A 19,638-nucleotide genomic window follows, 5' to 3' on the forward strand; every position below is an offset into this window, starting at 1 on the left:
CGTGTCTCTTTTTCTCTAAAGAATTTTGGCTACATTCTTATCCATAACTGACGTTCAAATAGATCTGGTAATCTTGCTTGCTGTTGGCTCAAATCGTTAAATTTTTATAGGATTGTCGAGCCTTGAAAGGAAACCTCCGCAGGGCCTGTCATATACACATGGTTATCTTCAGCTGACCATTCAATCTGTAGACAGCCACCGGGAAGCTCCACAGTACAGAGGCGATCGCAGTTGCCAGTGAGTACACCCGCCACCACCGAAGCACAGGCTCCAGTTCCACAGGCAAGGGTAATCCCAGCACCGCGCTCCCAGACGCGCATTTTGATGTAATCCGGGCGCACCACTTCAATAAATTCTGTATTGATTTTCTGGGGAAATGCAGGGTGGGTTTCAAAATCAGCACCAATTTTTTCGAGGGGAATGGCGGCCACATCCTCCACAAAGGTAATGCAGTGGGGATTACCCATGCTCACACAGGTCACTGTCCAAGTTTTCCCAACAACTTCGAGGGATTGCTTCACGGATTTTCCTTCGTCGTCAGCCAGTGTCGTGGGAATTTCAGCAGCCGTTAAAATTGGCTCGCCCATATCGACGCGCACCTGTTGTTCTGCTTCGAGGCGAGGGCGGATAGTGCCCGCAAGGGTGTGAATATCGTAGGTTTTACCGACAGGGTTACCACCTTCGAGCTGATCGATAAACCGTGCCATGCAACGAATACCATTGCCGCACATTTCTGGTTCGGAGCCGTCAGAATTGTAGATACGCATGGTGTAGTCGGCACCGTCAGTGCCCGGTAGCGCAAAGATTACACCGTCTGCGCCAATACCAAAGTGGCGATCGCAGAGTTTTGCTGCTTGTTCAGGGGTGACGAGGGGCTCAGTTTGCTGACGATTATCAAGCAAAATAAAATCGTTACCGAGACCTTGATATTTTGTAAATTCCAGCGCCATACTTGTCGGTTAAGCTAAATCAGTAAAACTAGAATGCCATTATGACAGACTTTAATACGGGCTATCCGAGCGTCCGCAAAATTCAAACTTACATTAAAGACAAGACCCCAACGGAAATTAAACTCCTGACGAATGATGTTTTAGTTGGCAAATTATTGTGGCAAGATCCCTACTGTATTTGTTTGGCCGATGCGGAGGAAAAACAAGTTATTGTCTCCCGTGAGGCGATCGCCTACGTCAAACCCCAAGGCTAGACACTACGCTCTTAGGGATTTGCCTCCACAATCTAAAATTTTTCCAACCCTATTCTCTTTCCTATATTATGACGATGCTCCGTGGTCTATTTCTCAGTGCCGTTACGACCCTCACAATATCAACGGCAAGCCTTGCCCAGTCAGAGTCTCAGCTAAAAGTTGAGCTTCGTCCCAGTAGCCCCAAACTAGGGGAGAGTATGGTGGTGGAAATCGATCCGCCGGGTAATTTATCACCGGAAACAGCTCAGCGGTTAACGGTCAATTTCACAAAAAGTGGCACAACACAACCAGTCAGTTATCCCGCTTTTCCCATTGATGCAGCCGGCGATCGCTACCGCGCTTTAATTCCCACATCGCCCCTCGATCAGCACGGCAGAACCCTCCTACAAATTAGCGATGGCAACGAAACCCGCAACCTCGCCGTCTGGGTACAAAATCGCACCTTTCCCACCCAACGCATCACGATTCGAGGTGTAGCCTCCCAAGGCGCAACCCAATACGAATTAGACCGTGTCGCAGAATTTAAAACATTAGTCACTCCCATTAAATATTGGAGTGGCAAACTGGTGCGCCCAAATAGTGGTCGTATTTCTACAGTTTTTGGAGTACGTCGCTACTATAACGGCGTTTTCGCCCATGACTATTACCACCGTGGCATTGACTATGCTGCTGGTTACGGTTCACCCGTTGTTTCCCCCGCTGCTGGCAAAATCGCTCTCATTGGCTACGAAAAAGATGGCTTTCGTGTTCACGGCAATACAGTGGGTATCGACCATGGCCAAGGTTTGATTAGTATTTTGATGCATCTCAACAGTATTCCCAGCGGCCTCAAAGAAGGAGATCTCGTCCAAGCCGGGCAACAGGTTGGTACAGTCGGCTCCACTGGTGCTTCCACTGGCCCCCATTTGCATTGGGGTTTGTACGTCAATGGTGTGGCGATCGATCCCGTTCCTTGGCGATCCCAGGGAATAGACTAAAAGTCCCTTAACCAAATTTTTCCCGCGGAGGGCACTGCGGCAATACAGATCAGCAGCAGTGCTTTATCTGACTATCCTTTGCAACTGCATTCCAGTATTAAAGCTTTGCCCAAAGCCGAATATGAAGTTACTGTATGTTTTCGCCAATTTTCAGTCAACAGATATAGGCAAATTTCAGTAGGAGCACTATTATTTCTGTAAGTTAGAACACATCAGAATTTGATGAAGTTTTTGCTTTTCAGTGCGCCTTTCTAAATTTTTTACGCAAAGATAAAGTAAGAAATTGGTATTTTTATCAGAGATTCACCAGCAAACCTATGAGTATCGATCAAATCGTTGAACAAGCCCTGAAGGATGGGTATCTGACCCCCAGCATGGAAGCTGAAGTCGGTCGCATCTGTGACATGGCGTCAGAGCTTTCCATCGAAGAGTATATGGCTTTAGATCGACTAATGGGCGCGCTGTTGACGGGAGAGGTTGTGGCGGTTCCCCGCAAGCAATTTATTAACGTCATGGAAGAATTAGTCATTAGCCGATCCATTGCGCGCGTCGCAGAAATTGAAGCAACGAGTGAAAAGTCCCTAGATGTTGGCGATATTGCGGCTTATGCTCTCAATCGTCTGCCGCCTCTGTATGCAACCACGGAAGAAGGTGCAGTTTACCAACGCCAAAAGGCTCAAGAAGAGCTACAAACTCTCATCAATGAGCAAGTAGATTCTGCTTTAACCCGTTACCTAGATCGCCCTGAGTTCTTCCCTGAGAGACAAGCTATTACCCCAACGAAGCAAGAAGGTACGGTATTATCACAGGTTAGTAAGCTCTTGGGAGATTATGCACCGGGCTTTGAGGGTAAGGCCCCCATTTCTGAGTAATGGCCTGTGGGTCATTTGGCACAGACAGTTTTCTTTCTGTCTACTCCGTGGAACTTTTGCGATCGCCTTGATGTCAAATAAGGAAAGACATTGTTTAGCGAGATAAGTCCTGCAAAGCCATGAGTCAATCTCTCCCGCTTTCTGTTTCTTCCTATGAGGGAGTCGTCCCCCACAATCGTGTGTCACCGGAAAAACTTTCTAATTATGATTTAATTCTCCGTTGTCAGGCAGAAGGTCAACCGGAAAAGTCTGCGTTTGTGGAATTACTACGACGCTATCAATCCCATGTAGATCGCTTGCTTTATCACCTTGCCCCTGATTGGCAAGATCGTGCCGATTTATCTCAGGAAGTCTGGATCCGTGTCTACCGCAATATTAGTCGCCTAAATGACCCGAAGAAGTTTAAGGGTTGGCTCAGCCGGATTACCACGAATTTGTTTTATGATGAGCTACGCAAACGTAAGCGGGTTCGTCGACCCCTCTCTCTGGACAATACTTTCCGCACCCAAGATGGTGAGATTAGCTGGGATGTCCCTTCTGATGATCCAAGTCCTGATGATGATTTGGCCACCCAAGAATTTTATGAGCATCTGAAGGGGGCGATCGCCCAACTGCCAGAAGCTTTTCGCACTACAATTGTCCTAAGGGAGATTGAAGGGCTACCCTATGAGGATATTGCTGAAATGACGGGTGTTTCCCTCGGTACAGTAAAATCCCGCATTGCAAGGGCGAGGGCAAAATTACAAGAAATGCTACAGCCCTATCTCAACGAGGCCTAAGCAGCCAAACTCAGTGCCGACAACGGTCAACAGCCACCAAATTTATATCCACCTGTATACAGATCAGGGCGGTGACCTAGAGATGACAAACAAACGTTTACAGACTGACTCCACTTTAAAGCTCAATACCCTTACAGAAGACCAACTCTCTGATCTAGAGCTTCTCAGTGCCTATGTAGATGGAGAGGCAACACCCGAAGAATCCCATCAGGTACAAGAGCGCCTCGATACTGATCCAGTATTTAGACGGCAGTATCTACAGTTGCATCAGATTCGGCAGGGATTGCAGGCAATGCCTACACCGTCAAGTCAATCTCACCGCCGTTTATCTAATCAAGTTTTTCGTCGTCTGCGCTGGCAAAAGAGCAAGGTTCTCTCTTTGTGGGGCGGGGGGGCGATCGCCGCGTTATTTATTGCAGGCGTTGTCAGTAATCTTCCTCGTTCCAACCAAACAGAATTCGTGAACCGCACCGCACCGGTAGCACCCACGACCCTACTCGAAACAGCCCGTGAGCCCAATCAGGACGAAGCTTTAGTTGTCGCTTTAAATCGACCAGTTCTCCAAATTCCGAAAATGGCAACGTCTGACGACACACCATAACGTCTTGACAAAAAAACAGAATAGATCTTTTAAAAGGGGCAATGCCTCTTTTTTTGTAGGTGAGTAATGATCAAAATGTTGGCAATCCTAGACATCATCGCAACTGCAACAGTATTGAGTGAAAACAATTACTCCTTTAGACAGATCTCTATGGGTCTATTGTTAGGAGATGATAAAAAGTTTTTTTCTTAAACCCTTGGCAGTTCGCAACAAAAGTTAATATAATCGGAGCAGTCCCAACGATGAGTATTTATTACTAGGTTTCATGGATAGCTTACAGATACCTTGGCTGACTGCGGCGATCGCCCTACCCCTCATAGCAGCCTTTGCCATTCCCTTTATCCCCGACAAAGACGGCAAGACAGTCCGTTGGTATACCCTTAGTGTTGCCCTCACGGACTTTATGCTGCTCATTACCGCTTTCTGGAATAACTACAGCCTTCAGGATACGGATTTTCAACTCACCGAAAAATTGGCTTGGATTCCCCAGCTGGGCTTGAATTGGTCTTTAGGCGTTGACGGTTTGTCAATGCCTTTGATCGTTTTAGCCACTCTAATTACCACCTTGGCGATTTTGGCATCGTGGAACGTCACGAAGAAGCCCAAGCTATTCGCCTTTTTAATGCTTGTCCTTTTAAGCGCACAAATTGGTGTCTTTGCCGTACAGGATGTTCTCCTATTCTTCATCATGTGGGAATTGGAGCTTGTACCTGTTTACCTCCTGATTTCCATTTGGGGTGGTAAAAAACGTCTTTATGCCGCAACCAAATTTATTCTCTACACAGCATTTGGTTCTGTATTTATCCTTGCCGCAGCGTTAGCACTGGCTTTCTACGGCGACAATGTGACCTTCGACATGCAAGAGTTGGGCATGAAGGACTATCCAGTTCTGGTGGAGACCCTCGCTTATGTGGGCTTCCTAATCGGTTTTGGTTTAAAGTTACCGATTTTCCCACTGCATACTTGGTTGCCTGATGCCCATAGTGAGGCTTCTGCGCCTGTTTCGATGATTTTGGCAGGTGTGCTCTTGAAGATGGGTGGCTATGGTCTCATCCGTTTCAATATGGAGATGTTGCCCGATGCCCACATTAAGTTTGCGCCGCTTCTAATCATTCTCGGTATTGTCAATATCGTTTATGGTGCATTGACTGCTTTTGGTCAAACCAATCTCAAGCGTCGTCTGGCTTCTTCGTCTATTTCTCACATGGGTTTTGTGCTCATTGGTATTGCCTCTTTTACTGATTTGGGGATGAATGGTGCGGTGTTGCAAATGCTTTCCCATGGTTTCATTGCGGCGGCGTTATTTTTCCTCTCTGGTGTTACCTATGAGCGGACTCACACGTTGATGATGGATGAGATGAATGGTATTGGAAAATTAATGCCGAAGACGTTTGCTATGTTTACGGCGGCGGCGATGGCTTCTCTGGCGTTGCCGGGTATGAGTGGTTTTGTCAGTGAGCTAACGATTTTCCTTGGTCTTAGTGAAAGTGATGCTTATAGTTCTGGTTTTAAGGTTATTGCGGTTTTCCTCACGGCTGTGGGTGTGATTTTAACGCCCATTTATTTGCTCTCGATGCTACGGGAAATCTTCTATGGCGATCGCCCTGAGGAGCTGAAGGCGACTCCTGCTCAAGCTGATGCCAAACCCCGCGAAGTCTTTATTGCGGTTTGCTTGATTGCGCCTATTATTGCCATTGGTCTTTATCCGAAGTTGGCGACTCGCACCTACGACACAAAGGTTGTTGAGGTTGCTAGTAAGGTGCGCTCTGCGCTTCCGGTCTATGCGGAAAAAGCTACTGAGAATCAGGGTTTACAGGCAGCAAATAATGTTTTTGAATCGATGCACACGCCGGCATTGATTGCGCCCAGTTTGCCAAATTCCTAGGGTCTAACGGCTATCCAAAGTTTGAATAAGTAAAGTAAGTAAATTTAAGGGTCCTGCGGGGCTCTTTTTTTTGGGGAGATATTTTTTAATTTCGTGATTAATCACTCGTGATTTAGGCGATCGCCGCCACTCTAAACGAAACGCGCTCCTTTAATGCGACAGCCGAGACCGCCTCGTTCTTGGAGACTTTTATGGGTAAGCTGCCGTGGTGAAAAAATCACATCGGTAACGACTTGCCATGTTTCGACCATGAGTTTTCGGAAACGTATTTCTTGCTCTGGCGCTGCACCATTGGTGATGTAATAGGCATTGCCATCTTTGCCTGTAATAAATTCGCCATTGCAAAAATTATAAAAAACGCCATTAACTAAATTTTCTCGTTTGACAGTCAATCCTGCCTGGTGTAAATCTTTAGCGGCGATCGCCTCAAGATGATCCTGAAGTTCTAGTAATGCTGCCATGGTTTCAGTGGTAGAGCAGGGTGCGAGTGTGGCCATTTCCTGAGCGTTATTGAGGGCTTCTGCACTGTCATTAACGACGACGATACCTTTGCCCAAAAACAGCATGCCCATATCTAGATGAAATTGACCGGGTTGCTCGACATAAACGATTTGTTCTGGGCTGCTAAGACGAAATTCTTCTACTAATAATGCCTTGAGGCGATCGCCTGTTATTTCCCTCAGATATGTAGTGGCATCAATCGCATCTTTGCCAATGAGAATCAGGGTTTGACCTTGGGCATCTTCCCCCACAATCATGTTGCCCCCCTCGATATAGGCAGAGATAAATTGCACCGTTTGCCCCCGTAATTTTGCTGCCGTCAGTTGCTGGGGAACCATCTCCGCTTCATGGACTTTAATGCCTAGGGGAATCCAAAGATGATCTTCCCCTAAAACCTGTTCGAGAGTTTCGTCCCCGATTTGTCCAGACCAGCGCGATCGCCGCCCCTCAGTCATTGCCACAATTAACTCTTCTAAATCGCACGCCATCGGCAGCAGCACCTGACCGTCGTCGAGATACTCTGCACAGTCTTCTGCCCACTTCAACACAGGTGATTCACTAACATTTACCCGATAGTCCAGCTCGGCAAATCGCGATTTTGATAATTCTGTTTCGACATCAACGGCTCCTAGACCGTGGGTCAAAATTTCTAGTTTGAGACCAAATGCCTGTGCCTGCTCTGCAAAAAATCTCAGATAAGCCAACTCCGTGGCGACGGGCTGACCATCGGTGTGGCTCCGTGAATAATTCATGTACCACACATTTGTGCAACCACTGGGCGTTTTACGATGCAGAGGCGATCGCCGCCCTTCTAAACTGTTTTCATGTTTATCTACAGAAATGGGATGCTGATTTTCTGACTCTTCCATTGCCGATATTTTTACGCCATTTTTACGCCCTGCCTCTGTGTAGAGTAGCGGTTTTCGACCCTTAACGGCGATCGCCCATAGATTTGATGATGATTTTATGGAAAATAATCTTTCACGCCACCTTTATCTCCATTCAGGGGGATGGAGCGAATCGTGTTGAGGTAGGGTAATCCGAATCGAAATATGACGGCGATCGCCTACCTCCTTTGGGGTGAGACTCCGGCAAAATGGTTAACACACTTAGCGCATACGTAACGTAAGACCTATGGCTGTCCTCGAAAAAGGCAACATTTCAATCCATACCGAAAATATCTTTCCGATTATCAAAAAATCTCTCTACACAGACCATGAGATCTTTTTGCGGGAACTAATTTCTAACGCAGTCGATGCCATTAGTAAACGGAAAATGGCAAAACTCTCTGGCGAAAGTAGTGTTGAAGTGCCCGACGGCGAAATCATCCTAGCGGTTGATCAAGAGGCAAAGACCCTCTCCATTACCGATAACGGCATCGGTATGACCGCAGAGGAAGTGAAAAAGTACATTAACCAAGTGGCTTTTTCTAGTGCTGAAGAATTTATCGAGAAATATGGCAGCGATGCGGATGCCCTCATCGGTCACTTCGGTTTAGGTTTTTACTCAGCCTTTATGGTGGCCACCAAAGTCGAAATCGAAACCCTTTCTTGTAAAGATGGCTCCGAGGCAGTGCATTGGTCTTGCGACGGTTCCCCCGAATTTGAACTCAGTGCCAGCGAGAAAGACACCATCGGTACAACCATTACCCTCACCATCATGGATGATGAGACGGAGTACCTCGAAGACCAGCGCATTAAACAGCTCGTTAAGACGTATTCGGACTTTATGCCCGTTGCCATCAAGTTCAATGGTGAGCAGATCAACAAGCAGCGCGCCATCTGGAAAGAGTCTCCCCAAAATCTCACTGACGAAGATTATTTAGAGTTTTACCGTTATCTCTATCCTTTCCAAGAGGAGCCTTTACTTTGGGTGCATCTGAATACTGATTATCCCTTCATGTTGAATGGTATTTTGTATTTCCCGAAGCTACGTCCCGACGTGGATGTCACAAAAGGTCAAATTAAACTCTTCTGCAACCAAGTTTTCGTCAGTGATCACTGTGAGGAGGTTATTCCTGAATTTTTGATGCCTTTACGCGGCGTGGTGGATAGTACTGACATTCCCCTCAATGTTTCCCGGAGTGCCCTCACTAATCACCGCACTGTTCGTCGCATTTCTGATTACATCGCAAAGAAAGTCGGCGATCGCCTCAAGACTTTGTACCGTGACGACTACGCAGCCTATGTCAAAGGCTGGGAAGATATCGGCACTTTCGTAAAGTACGGTTCTATCCGCGACGAAAAATTCAAAAAACAAGTCGAAGATATCCTCATCTACCGCACCACTTTTGAAGCCGATGTCGCGAAGCCCGAAGAGCCAAAAGTAGAAGTCCAGAGCAGTGACAGCGATGTTTGGGATGATGTCAGTAAAGAGGGTAACATTGCCACAGAACCTTTCACTACCCTAAAGGACTATTTAGAGCGCAACAAAGAAAAGCACGAAAACCGCGTCTTCTATTGCACCGATACCAGCACCCAGGCCACCTACATTGAGCTGTACAAAAACCAAGGCTTAGAAGTCCTATTTATGGACTCATTTATCGATACCAACTACTTCATTCCGTTCTTGGAGCGTGAATTTAGTGACGTGAAATTCTCTCGCGTTGACTCCGAGCTTGATGACAGCCTCGTCGATAGCGATAAAGCCAGTGAAATCGTTGACCCCAGCACCAACAAAACCCGTGCTGATGTGATTAAAGAGGTCTTTGAGCAGGCGATCGCCAAAGAGAAAGTCAACATCAAAACCCAATCACTAAAAGGAGCAGACAATCAAGCAGCACCACCCGCCATGGTTCTCCTACCAGAAGCCATGCGTCGCCTACAAGAAATGACCGCCATGATGCAACAAAGCACCATGCAGTTCCCCGACGAACACGTCTTAATGATCAACACCGCTCACCCCCTCATCGAAAACATCTACAACCTTAGCCAAGGGTCAATTATCCAAGCCGACGGTTCCTCTTCCAACCAAGCCACCGTCAATATGCTCTGTCAGCATGTTTATGACCTCGCCCTAATTGCCCAAAAAGGCTTTGACGCAGATGGCATGAAATCCTTTGTCGAGCGCTCCAACCAAGTTCTTACCAAACTCAGCGAAAAGTAAAACCCTCCGATCAGAGGGAATCATCCGTAGGGGTAGTCCGTAAACTGCCCCTATTTAACCTGAGTTCGGTTTAAGCATGGTCTGGAATGACGACGCGGCGAAAGGGAGAGCGAGGGATGGGGCGGTTTTTTATTCAAACAATTCTAATGCGGGTGTCCGTTGATGTCCCGTATCTCCCCCTCTCCGTGTCTCTCTATCCCAATGTCCCCGTGTTTTCAAGGCATTCGGATAACTCCTTAACCCGAACTGACGTTATTTACTTTTGTGCCGCTTCACCCAAGATCACCTGAGCTTCAGATCAAGTCACAGTTCAATCGGTAGATCAACAATAAAACGCGTTCCCGCATTCGGCTGAGAGAAACAGCGCAAATCTCCCTGATGACTGTCCACAATAATCTGACGGCTAATGGATAATCCCAAACCAGTACCTTTACCCGATAGCTTCGTTGTAAAAAACGGCTCAAACAAATGCTGTAAAGCCTCTTGGGCAATACCTGTACCATTATCTCCAATGGTGACACGCACAAATGCAGGCCGATTCGAAGGTTCTAAAAACTGGGTGCTAATGGTAATTTGACCTGCTCGATCTGTATCTTGAATCGCATCCACCGCATTATTCAAAATATTCAAAAAGACTTGGTTAATCTGGCTAATATGGCAGGCGATTTGCGGCAAAACAGCATAGCGCTTTTTGACATGAATCGGCTGGTCTGCCTTCATGCGATGCTGCAAAATCACAAGGCTACTATCGAGTGCTTCATGAATATCAAAAAATTCTTTGTCTGCTGGATCTTTACGTGCTAGCTTTTGTAGATCAATCACGAGACTGCGAATACGTTCAGAACCGTACAACATCGATGTCATAATCTGTGGCAAATCTTGGCGCAAATAGTCCAAGTCCAGCTCTTCGCTTGCTGCTAAAACTTTCGGGTCAAGCTCCGTTGTTTCTAGGAGGTCGAGAAATGTCATTAAATCTTCGATATGCCCCTTCGCATGGACGATATTGCCATAAATAAAATTCAGCGGATTATTAATTTCGTGGGCAAGACCTGCACTGAGATAGCCGAGGGTTGATAATTTTTCAGATTGAATGAGTTGCTGTTGGGTGCTCTGGAGCTGCTTTAGGGTTTGGGCAAGTTCTTGCGCCCGTTCTTCGGCGATCGCCTGGGCATCAAGACTCGATTGATAAAGTTGAGCCTGATAAATATCAATAGCAAAATCTAAACTTTCCTTCTCTTTCTGATACTGAGTGACGGCCGCATCCAACGCAATTAATAAAGATTCAGAAGCCGCCACCAAAATACGCTTGAGATAAACATTGTCCGTTGTCAGCTCTGCTTCCGGACAGACTAATAAATTTCGCCCGGCCTCAATGTAATGACAAACCTGCTGATCCAGCTCATAGGGCGGTAAATAATAAATTTTTGCAATCTCTGGCGAATGGTGACTGGCCAGCTTGAGCTCGGTATTGCCGTGGAGCAGTCCCTGGTGGGATTCAGCCATCAGATCCAAAACCTCAGAAAGCTTTTGGCGCAAATCGCTGCGTAACTCCGGTGGTGAGGCGATCAGACGCATACTATACAGCGCTACCCGTTGGGACAACATCCGCTGACGACCGCTGACATTAATCACCGCAGCATTGGTCTCTAGCATCTGCTCTAGCTCATAATTATAATTCCGATAAATTGAAGCGACAGCCAAGTTTAAGAGTAATGACAAATGAGGATTTAGCACTGCAACTATCGGAGAACTCAAAGGATATAAAAATGGCGTTTCTCGCCGAGATAAAGCAGGCATAAAGATGTCTTATAGGGAGTTAAGCAGAAATAGCGATGGCGGTAGACCAGTATTTTTGAGACTTATTTTACATATTGTAAATGATGGCTTTAAAGACTTAGGGTATAAGGGAATACGAAACGTCAAGACTTTACTGGACAAGCGACACAACTTCATTTTTGTGTGAGGCTACATCGTGAGCTTTGGCAATTATTGCAATATTTCTTTTGTTTGTGGTTAACATTTTTTTGATGATTATTGTAAAAATTTAACCTAATGTCTTGATACTAGATTCTGGTAAATACTGTTTTTTTTATTGCAGTTTTCCCGGATAAAGATAAAAAACATAGGGACATATTCTGTGCACAAAATTATAAAACTCACACAAATAAAATTGTGTTTAAGGGTTGTTTAAAACTTCTCGGTGTTATCGTAGTGGCGATCGCCTCATGGTTATTCAGCTAGCAGTACAGATAGCAATACAGATATTGATGGAGGGAAGAGGAAGGTGAAGCTGACAAAACATCAATGTTATGATTTAGCCATAAATCAAAGCACAACTAATTTGCTGCGCTTTCAAAGATAAGTCTGGCTAATGTAGTACTAATGCAGCAAAATTTTCCCGATCATCCATCTTGCAATCCGCCTAGCCTCAGCCAACAACAAATGAGCTATGAGGTTGTACAAGAAGCGATCTTGTCTTTGTGGCAAGTGGTGAGTGGCTTGAGTAGTATTGAGCCACCTCAACGAGAGCGGTATCGCGTCACTATTTTTGGCTCAGCGAGACTCGCTAAAGACGAAGCGGTTTATCAAGATGTCAAACGTCTTGCCAGTGAACTCACTTATCTTGGCTGCGACATCATCACTGGTGGCGGGCCGGGGCTAATGGAAGCGGCTAATGAAGGAAGCGTTGTGGCAGACCTCGATAACCAAACAAAATCGATTGGAATCCGTGTGGATCTAGGGTTTGAGCAGGAGGTGAATCCTTTTGTGGAGGAGGTATTTCAGCATCGTACTTTTTTCTCGCGTCTGCACCATTTTGCCCTTGTGTCGGATGCGTTTGTGGTGATGCCGGGGGGGGTTGGCACAACCCTTGAGGCGTTAATGATTTGGCAATTATTGCAGGTGCGCTCGATCCATGATGTGCCGTTAATTATGGTGGGAGATATGTGGCAGGGTCTGGTGGATTGGGCAGATCAATCAATGGTGCCGCAGATGGCAGCTCCTGAAGATATGCAGATTCCTTTTTGTGTCGCGACAGTGGATGAGGCGATCGCCCTCCTCAAACAAGACCACCATAGATGGCAAACACATTGCCCATAAAAACACCTTGCCCATCACAGTTTTATGGGTCGTGCTTAACTTTTCTCAGCGCGGTAGGTCAAAAAATGATTAAACAAGCCAATCGTTTCGAAGGAATAATGGGGAAAAGGTTCGGGTAATTTAATTTCTGTTTGATATATTCCGAAAAAAAAGTAGTTTTGATAGCTCGTTTGTTCGCCGATTAATTCTCCTAGTTGGGGCTGGCTCGCATCGACTAAGGTTTTGCAGTAGTTTTTTAGGGCTTCACTGCTAAACTGACCTAAATCAATGGGCAAATTGTCGCTAGAGTTTTGGCAAACATTATCTTTGAGGTAGATGGCGATTTGCTCACCAGCATAGGTTTCGTAGCGGTTTGGTGAGGGATTACTAAAAAAGGCGATCGCCCCCAAAGCGATAATCGAGGCACCACTGACCATCCCCAGAATTTGCGAAATTTTCATAGATTGCTAGACAAAAATAAAATCTGTGGTTAATATAGGTAACTGTGTCGAAGACATGGCGAGCGTAGCCAAGTGGTTAAGGCAGCGGTTTGTGGTACCGCCATTCGGGGGTTCAAGTCCCCTCGTTCGCCCTCTTAATTCATCATAAATGACAGCAACTTGAGGTTGCAGCAAGGCTTTTCTTTTAGCTGACAAGTTTTGCCTGCGATACAGCCCTTGCGGTGGGTGTCCTCATTGTTAGAAAAGGATTTTCAGCGACAGACATTGAAGCTGGGGATGATGAACTTATTCCGCTGACCCAAGGGAAAGTTCACCATCTCGTTTAAGACGTTGTAGATGAAATTATAGATTTGGGGTTTCGGTTTCTTGGGGCAATGCTCCTTCGTGCCAACTAGAACGCCATGCCGCTTCCGCTTCGGCGATCGTTAGCTCCCGTTTTGTTTTTTTATAGTATTTTTTAAGTTTTTTGATTTTTTTCAATTCTTCACGTATGCGGCTTCGTTGTACTGTAACTTGGGGGTCGCTAAATTCAATTTCAGAGAGTTTTAAGTCAACAGCGGTAATCTTTGTGCGGCGCTTTTTTTTGTCTCCCATATCTGCTTCGATAATGAGATTTACCAAGTTATTAATTTTGGCATTGCTATTGGATGGACGCTCATTTTGGAGTGCCACGTCTAAAACTTTCTGGGGAATATGTTTTGGTAAGACACCAGCGTCTTGAAATAGGCGATTAGAATTTTTTGAGCCGCGACGTAAGGTTGTCCTAATACGTTTTTCTAAACGACGGTATTCTTCGATTAAAGCTTCGGGACTATTTTCGTCAATGGGTTCAGCCTCGGCTTCACTTTGCATCATCTCTGAAATACTGGCGGCAATGCGTTCTGCTAGCTGGGAAAGCTCGGCACGTCGATCGTCTTTTTCGTCGGTATCATCTTCTGCTGATTTTGTTGGAGAGTTATTTTCTTGTTTTAGGTCTGGGATCACTTCATCTAGACTTTCGAATACTTCTAATAATTCTTGTTCTACATTTTCGTCATCTGTCGCGATGATTGTTTCGCTGAGTAAAATTGCTTCTTCTTCTTCTTGTTCTTCGGGCTGTTCTAGATCTGTTAAAACTCGCCCTAGTTCAAGGTTTGTTTGTTTGGCAATTTGCCTTAAATCTTGCTGCATTTTTTGCCGCTGGTCATAGGACAAAGCGAGCATGTTATCGGGATAAATATGGGTACAGAGCTGAAACCCGGCTAACACTAACTGTCGTTCTAGGCTAGTGCCGAGGACTGTGAGATAGTCGGCATAAGCTTCGTGTAGGCTTTGTCGCACTGTGCAGACTTTTTCGGTCAGGGTATTGAGATCACGACGAATTTGCTCGATTGCTTTGACCATGCACTTTATAAGTTTGATGATTTATTTAGGCTCTAAAACGCTCTTAAAAGTAGCTGTGAAGACTGACTTAAGCTAACTCACTTTATCTTCTTACAGTCATGATAAAAAATGAAGGGAGGATGTTTCGCCCTAGGGGTGGCGATCGCCCTACTTTTTGAAACGAAACAAGCACTCTAGTCTATTTCTTCAAAGGTTAGTCCGGCAGACTGGATTAAACGGCAAATTAATGTCTCTCCGAAAATGCTGGCGGGTGTCCAAAATCCACCATTGGCATCAATATCTTTTGCCAAACACAGTCCTGCCTGTGCCAAAATCTTTGCGGTGGAGCCATAGCCGGGGTCGCGATCGCCGGTCACTTTGGTCATGATGGTTTTGCCGGATGTTGTTTCTCCCCAAAATCTTAGGTCATAAAAACCATTTTCCTGCTCGGTTTCGCTGGGGCCTTCGCCGGGGGCTGGAATGAATTTTTTGAGTAATTCTGGGGCGATCGCCGCCGCTACGCCAAAAATATCAAGGGCAAATTTTAGGCCATAGGATGTGAGCCAACCGGAGATACCTGTTCCCACCAGCATGGCTTCGTCGTATTGAAATTTTTTGCTATAGTCCCAGTCCTGCAAAGCATTGGAGCGCAACACGACAGGCATATTTACACCCGCCATCACAAACGGCGTAATCCATTCTCCAAAGGTATTATCGATCTGCACTGGACTGAAAGGGGCGGGATGTTTTAAACTTGCTGCTGCATCGCCACACAAAATGTAAGGATTAGCGAGGGCTGATTTAACTTCTGGATCGGCGATCGCCTCCTGAACTAAATTCACACCACTGGCTGCTGTCCCCCCAGAAAAACCACCGCTTGCAGCTTTCACTCGCATTTTGACACGCACACAGGTTTCGCCAAATTTTTCTTGCGCCTGTTGCTGGAGATAAAAAACACCGAGATCAGACGGAATCGAATCAAAGCCACAACAATGTACAATCCTCGCGCCGGACTGCTGGGCGATCGCCTCGTATTTCGCGATCATCTGTTGCACCCATTGCACTTCCCCAGTGAGATCACAATAATCTGTCCCAGTCTCCGCACAAACTTTCACAAGGGTTTCGCCATACAAAGCGTAGGGGCCAACCGTCGTCACAATCACTTTTGTTTGCTGGCAAAGCTCCCGCACCTGTTGCTCGTCGGTCACATCTATCTGTAACGTTTTTAGATCCTGTGCCGCTTCACCCAAAGATGATTTGAGAGTGTTTAGTTTGGAGAGGGAACGTCCGGCGATCGCCCATTTGAAGTCTTCAGTTTTGCTATGGGTAACCAGATAACGGCAAACAATTTGCCCCACAAATCCAGTGGCACCGACAAGAATTAGATCAAAAGACTGGGACATGATTCACATAAAAGTGGTTCTTCACCTAGGATAAAACGTCGGAAAAAAAGCTGTGGCGAGCCTATTCCCCTTTTTCTTCATCTTCCGCTTCTACCAGTTGCATTACTGCTTCGAGTGCACCATAAACCCTTTCGATGCGGTCAATCGTGAAGTTTTCGGGATGCTGCGTAAAAACATCGTCATATAGTTTCCCGAATTGCCAGAGATTTCCATCTGTCACAATGCCGTAAATCGTGCGGTGGCGATCGCCATTAATTTTTTGTGCGGCGACTAATTGTGCCAAACATTGACCCCAACCTTGCTCAAAGTCATTTTTCTTTGCTTCTACTACTACGACTAAGGGAGGCTCTAAAACAGTTTTTCCGAGGGGCGATCGCCGAGAAAATAGATAATCAGGTGTTCCTGAAAGCTCATCATCGTAGCGAATACTTTTCTGAATCCAAAAAGCGTAATTTTGATAATGCTGTTTATAAACTTCCCTCAGTAATGGTGAAATTACAACTTCACTACGTGCAGCTTCTGAAGAAAACACATCAATATTTTGTTTACTAAATTTAAAATCATTCAGAAAACTTTCAGACGGAAATAGTTCATTACTTTGAACAACACTTTTTTCCAAATATTTAATTTCAAACGTCTGCTGAACTTCTGAAATATTTTTGTACTGACTAAACGACATAACTATATCCCTTAATGTCTACAAGGTCTTAATTGACACTTTAGATTTCCTTGGTTAAGCTTCAAAAAGATTAGAAATATTATTTCTCTCCGAAAAGCGTGAATGGCAATTTTGCGGTTCACTCTATGGTAGAGCAACGCCCGCCTCTGTACTGGCGATGCACCATATAGATTGTATTTAGTAGCTGCAGAGTTCTCAGCCTAACCAACTGACTTTACAGATCCAAAATGTTATCTATATAACGCTTACCGTATATTGTTTTTCGGTGACGAAACCCAAGGGTTTACATTGACTATATGGTTCATCGTCAATGGTTAGTGTATTTAATATTTCGAGACTAGATAACCAATTTCAATGGTCTCGTAATGAACCCAAAACAAAAACGTAATAAAAAGGCTGCTCTTTTAAAAGACTTTGGGGCAGTTTGCTGGTGGTGTCAAAAATCCTTTGCCGCTAAAGACCTCACTTTTGAACATTTGCGACCAAAAAGCAAAGGAGGCTCCAATTCATTAGAGAATCTCCGACTAGCTTGTCGTCCTTGCAATCAAGCACGTGGAAATAGTCTTTTTCCACCAAAAGCCACCAAAAATAACCAGCGACCGAAAAGCCAAAACCGTCGTTAAATGAAACGGGTGAGTTGGGTGAAAGTGATTTTAAATCTTCCAACTCATTTTTTCTTTTCTTACTGAATATCAATGGTGTTCGTACCTATAGATAGCCAAGATAGGCAAGACTCTTAATCTTTGGTAGGCTTAGAGTCGCTTTAAAGTTCTATGCCTTAACTATATATATTTAAACCTATGCGTACTCATTATTGTGGGGAACTGCGTTCCGAGCATATTGACCAGACCGTAACCCTTTGTGGTTGGGTCGATCGCCGTCGTGATCATGGTGGTGTAATTTTTATCGATTTGCGCGATCGCCGTGGCGTTGTGCAGATTGTCAGCGATCCGGAGCGGACACCAGATTCCTATAATAATGCCGATGCCAGCCGTAGCGAGTACGTCGTCAAAATCGTCGGTAAAGTCAGCCCCCGCAAAGATGGCGCAATTAACCCCAACCTTGCCACGGGCGAAGTCGAGATTTATGCAGACTCCATCGAAATTCTCAATAGCGTTAATAAACAACTTCCCATTTTGGTTTCTGCCAGCGCCGATGGTGACCAAGTAAAAGAAGACTTGCGCTTGAAATATCGTTATCTCGATTTGCGTCGGGAAGCGATGGCGAAAAATCTCCAACTGCGCCACACCGTCACAAAAGCCATGCGCCGTTTCCTTGAAGACGAAGAGAACTTCATAGAAGTGGAAACCCCCATCCTCACCAAATCCACCCCTGAAGGTGCCCGCGATTATTTAGTGCCTTCCCGTGTGAATGCAGGTAGCTGGTACGCTTTGCCCCAATCTCCCCAGCTCTTTAAGCAATTGCTCATGGTGGCGGGCTGCGATCGCTACTATCAGATTGCCCGTTGTTTCCGGGACGAAGATCTGCGGGCCGATCGCCAACCGGAATTCACCCAGTTGGATATGGAGATGAGCTTCATGTCCCTCGACGAAATTCTTGATCTCAACGAACGTCTGATTTGTGCCATTTTTAAAGCCGCAAAAGGTATCGATTTACCTCGTCCTTTTCCACGCATTACCTATGCCGAGTCCATGGAAAAATATGGCTGCGATCGCCCCGATACCCGCTTCGGTCTAGAGCTAGTCAACGTCTCCGACATCGTCAAAGATATGGGCTTTAAAGTCTTTTCCGGCGCAGTGAAAAACGGTGGTCAAGTCAAAGTTCTCCCAATTCCCAACGGTAACGATGCCATTTCTAACGTGCGCATCAAGCCAAAAGGCGATCTCTTTAATGCAGCTTGTGAAATGGGTGCAAAGGGTCTGGCATTTATCCGCGTACGTGAAAACGGCGAGATTGATACCATTGGCGCGATTAAAGATAACCTCAGCGAAGAGCAGAAAACCGAACTCCTCCAACGCACAGGGGCAGAACCCGGCACATTATTACTTTTTGGCGCAGGCGATACCGACACTGTCAATAAATCCCTAGACCGTGTCCGTCAATTGGTCGGCGCAGAAATGGGTTTGATTGACGAAAATAAACTCAACTTTGTGTGGGTCACCGAATTTCCCATGTTCGAATACAACGCCGACGAAAAGCGCCTCGAAGCTTTGCACCATCCTTTCACAGCGCCCAATCCAGAAGATCTTGACGATCTTGCGACTGCTCGCGCCCTTGCCTATGACATTGTGCTGAATGGCATTGAAGTCGGTGGTGGTAGTCTCCGGATTTACCAGCGGGATGTCCAAGAAAAAGTCTTTGCAACCATCGGTCTATCCGACGAAGAAGCCAAGGAAAAATTCGGTTTTTTACTTGAAGCCTTTGAATATGGCACACCGCCCCATGGTGGTATCGCCTACGGTTTAGACCGCCTCGTGATGTTGATGGCACAGGAAGAATCCATCCGCGATGTCATTGCTTTCCCCAAAACTCAACAAGCCAGTTGCCTACTCACTGAAGCCCCTGCCAGCGTCGATGATAAACAGCTGAAAGAACTTTATGTCGCTTCCACTGTTTCTGATGACGAATAGATTTTGCTGGATAGATTAGATTTTTCTGCAATTTACGGGAACTAATCTAATGGCGATCGCCTCAATATAAAGATAATTGGGGATTCTCCAGCCGTTTGGAGAGACTAGATGATATTTAGGCCCTTCATATTATGAAGGGT

At 45.8% G+C, this 19,638-nt stretch carries 17 protein-coding genes and 1 tRNA gene; 11 read left to right on the forward strand and 7 right to left on the reverse strand.

Features of this window, described 5'->3' with window-relative positions; all coding sequences use genetic code 11:
• Positions 1-104: 104 nt before the first annotated feature.
• Positions 105-950, reverse strand: a complete 846-nt coding sequence (gene dapF / locus NIES208_RS04875) for a diaminopimelate epimerase (RefSeq protein WP_075890315.1) — start codon at positions 948-950, stop codon at positions 105-107.
• 41 nt (positions 951-991) lie between these two features.
• Between dapF and NIES208_RS04880 the strand changes: the two genes are divergently transcribed.
• From NIES208_RS04880 to NIES208_RS04905, 6 genes are all read left to right on the forward strand, one after another.
• Positions 992-1,204, forward strand: a complete 213-nt coding sequence (locus tag NIES208_RS04880) for an Hfq-related RNA-binding protein (RefSeq protein ID WP_075890317.1) — start codon at positions 992-994, stop codon at positions 1,202-1,204.
• Between the two features lie 68 nt (positions 1,205-1,272).
• Positions 1,273-2,181 (forward strand): M23 family metallopeptidase, encoded by a 909-nt coding sequence (locus NIES208_RS04885; protein WP_075890319.1) that lies wholly within the window; start codon positions 1,273-1,275, stop codon positions 2,179-2,181.
• A gap of 317 nt (positions 2,182-2,498) precedes the next feature.
• Positions 2,499-3,053, forward strand: coding sequence for a late competence development ComFB family protein (locus NIES208_RS04890; RefSeq protein WP_075890321.1), 555 nt, complete (start codon positions 2,499-2,501; stop codon positions 3,051-3,053).
• A gap of 119 nt (positions 3,054-3,172) precedes the next feature.
• Positions 3,173-3,832, forward strand: coding sequence for a sigma-70 family RNA polymerase sigma factor (locus NIES208_RS04895; RefSeq protein ID WP_075890323.1), 660 nt, complete (start codon positions 3,173-3,175; stop codon positions 3,830-3,832).
• A gap of 82 nt (positions 3,833-3,914) precedes the next feature.
• Entirely contained in the window at positions 3,915-4,433 is a 519-nt protein-coding gene (locus NIES208_RS04900) for an anti-sigma factor family protein (protein ID WP_139324988.1), read from the forward strand.
• A 265-nt stretch (positions 4,434-4,698) separates the two neighbouring features.
• Positions 4,699-6,318 (forward strand): NAD(P)H-quinone oxidoreductase subunit 4, encoded by a 1,620-nt coding sequence (locus NIES208_RS04905; RefSeq protein ID WP_075890327.1) that lies wholly within the window; start codon positions 4,699-4,701, stop codon positions 6,316-6,318.
• A gap of 131 nt (positions 6,319-6,449) precedes the next feature.
• On the opposite strand, the gene NIES208_RS04910 is transcribed toward NIES208_RS04905, so the two are convergent.
• Positions 6,450-7,688, reverse strand: coding sequence for a hypothetical protein (locus NIES208_RS04910; protein WP_075890329.1), 1,239 nt, complete (start codon positions 7,686-7,688; stop codon positions 6,450-6,452).
• Between the two features lie 265 nt (positions 7,689-7,953).
• Between NIES208_RS04910 and htpG the strand changes: the two genes are divergently transcribed.
• Complete coding sequence (gene htpG / locus NIES208_RS04915) at positions 7,954-9,924, forward strand: molecular chaperone HtpG (protein ID WP_075890331.1); 1,971 nt, start codon at positions 7,954-7,956, stop codon at positions 9,922-9,924.
• A 303-nt stretch (positions 9,925-10,227) separates the two neighbouring features.
• On the opposite strand, the gene NIES208_RS04920 is transcribed toward htpG, so the two are convergent.
• The gene (locus NIES208_RS04920; protein WP_216349359.1) at positions 10,228-11,625 is read right to left on the reverse strand and encodes an ATP-binding protein; all 1,398 of its coding nucleotides are present in this window, start codon (positions 11,623-11,625) and stop codon (positions 10,228-10,230) included.
• A 681-nt stretch (positions 11,626-12,306) separates the two neighbouring features.
• Between NIES208_RS04920 and NIES208_RS04925 the strand changes: the two genes are divergently transcribed.
• The gene (locus NIES208_RS04925; protein ID WP_075890333.1) at positions 12,307-13,023 is read left to right on the forward strand and encodes an LOG family protein; all 717 of its coding nucleotides are present in this window, start codon (positions 12,307-12,309) and stop codon (positions 13,021-13,023) included.
• Between the two features lie 35 nt (positions 13,024-13,058).
• Here NIES208_RS04925 and NIES208_RS04930 read toward each other — a convergent pair whose 3' ends face one another.
• The gene (locus tag NIES208_RS04930) at positions 13,059-13,463 is read right to left on the reverse strand and encodes a DUF4359 domain-containing protein (RefSeq protein WP_075890335.1); all 405 of its coding nucleotides are present in this window, start codon (positions 13,461-13,463) and stop codon (positions 13,059-13,061) included.
• Between the two features lie 58 nt (positions 13,464-13,521).
• Between NIES208_RS04930 and NIES208_RS04935 the strand changes: the two genes are divergently transcribed.
• Positions 13,522-13,594, forward strand: a tRNA-His gene (locus tag NIES208_RS04935).
• Positions 13,595-13,805: 211 nt separating this feature from the next.
• Here the strand turns inward: NIES208_RS04935 and NIES208_RS04940 are convergent.
• The 3 genes from NIES208_RS04940 to NIES208_RS04950 all read right to left on the reverse strand — a co-directional run bounded on the left by NIES208_RS04940 (position 13,806) and on the right by NIES208_RS04950 (position 16,907).
• Positions 13,806-14,846 (reverse strand): hypothetical protein, encoded by a 1,041-nt coding sequence (locus tag NIES208_RS04940; protein ID WP_075890337.1) that lies wholly within the window; start codon positions 14,844-14,846, stop codon positions 13,806-13,808.
• A 173-nt stretch (positions 14,847-15,019) separates the two neighbouring features.
• Positions 15,020-16,228, reverse strand: a complete 1,209-nt coding sequence (locus tag NIES208_RS04945; protein ID WP_075890339.1) for a saccharopine dehydrogenase family protein — start codon at positions 16,226-16,228, stop codon at positions 15,020-15,022.
• Between the two features lie 61 nt (positions 16,229-16,289).
• Positions 16,290-16,907, reverse strand: coding sequence for a hypothetical protein (locus NIES208_RS04950; RefSeq protein ID WP_075890341.1), 618 nt, complete (start codon positions 16,905-16,907; stop codon positions 16,290-16,292).
• Positions 16,908-17,272: 365 nt separating this feature from the next.
• On the opposite strand from NIES208_RS04950, the gene NIES208_RS19885 reads away from it, so the two are divergent.
• The gene (locus NIES208_RS19885; protein ID WP_075890343.1) at positions 17,273-17,530 is read left to right on the forward strand and encodes an HNH endonuclease; all 258 of its coding nucleotides are present in this window, start codon (positions 17,273-17,275) and stop codon (positions 17,528-17,530) included.
• Positions 17,531-17,707: 177 nt separating this feature from the next.
• On the forward strand, positions 17,708-19,498 hold the full coding sequence (gene aspS, locus NIES208_RS04960; RefSeq protein WP_075890345.1) for an aspartate--tRNA ligase: 1,791 nt from the start codon (positions 17,708-17,710) through the stop codon (positions 19,496-19,498).
• The last annotated feature ends 140 nt before the right edge of the window (positions 19,499-19,638 follow it).

The sequence above is a fragment of the [Limnothrix rosea] IAM M-220 genome, from assembly GCF_001904615.1.
Taxonomy (GTDB): Bacteria; Cyanobacteriota; Cyanobacteriia; order Cyanobacteriales; family MRBY01; genus MRBY01.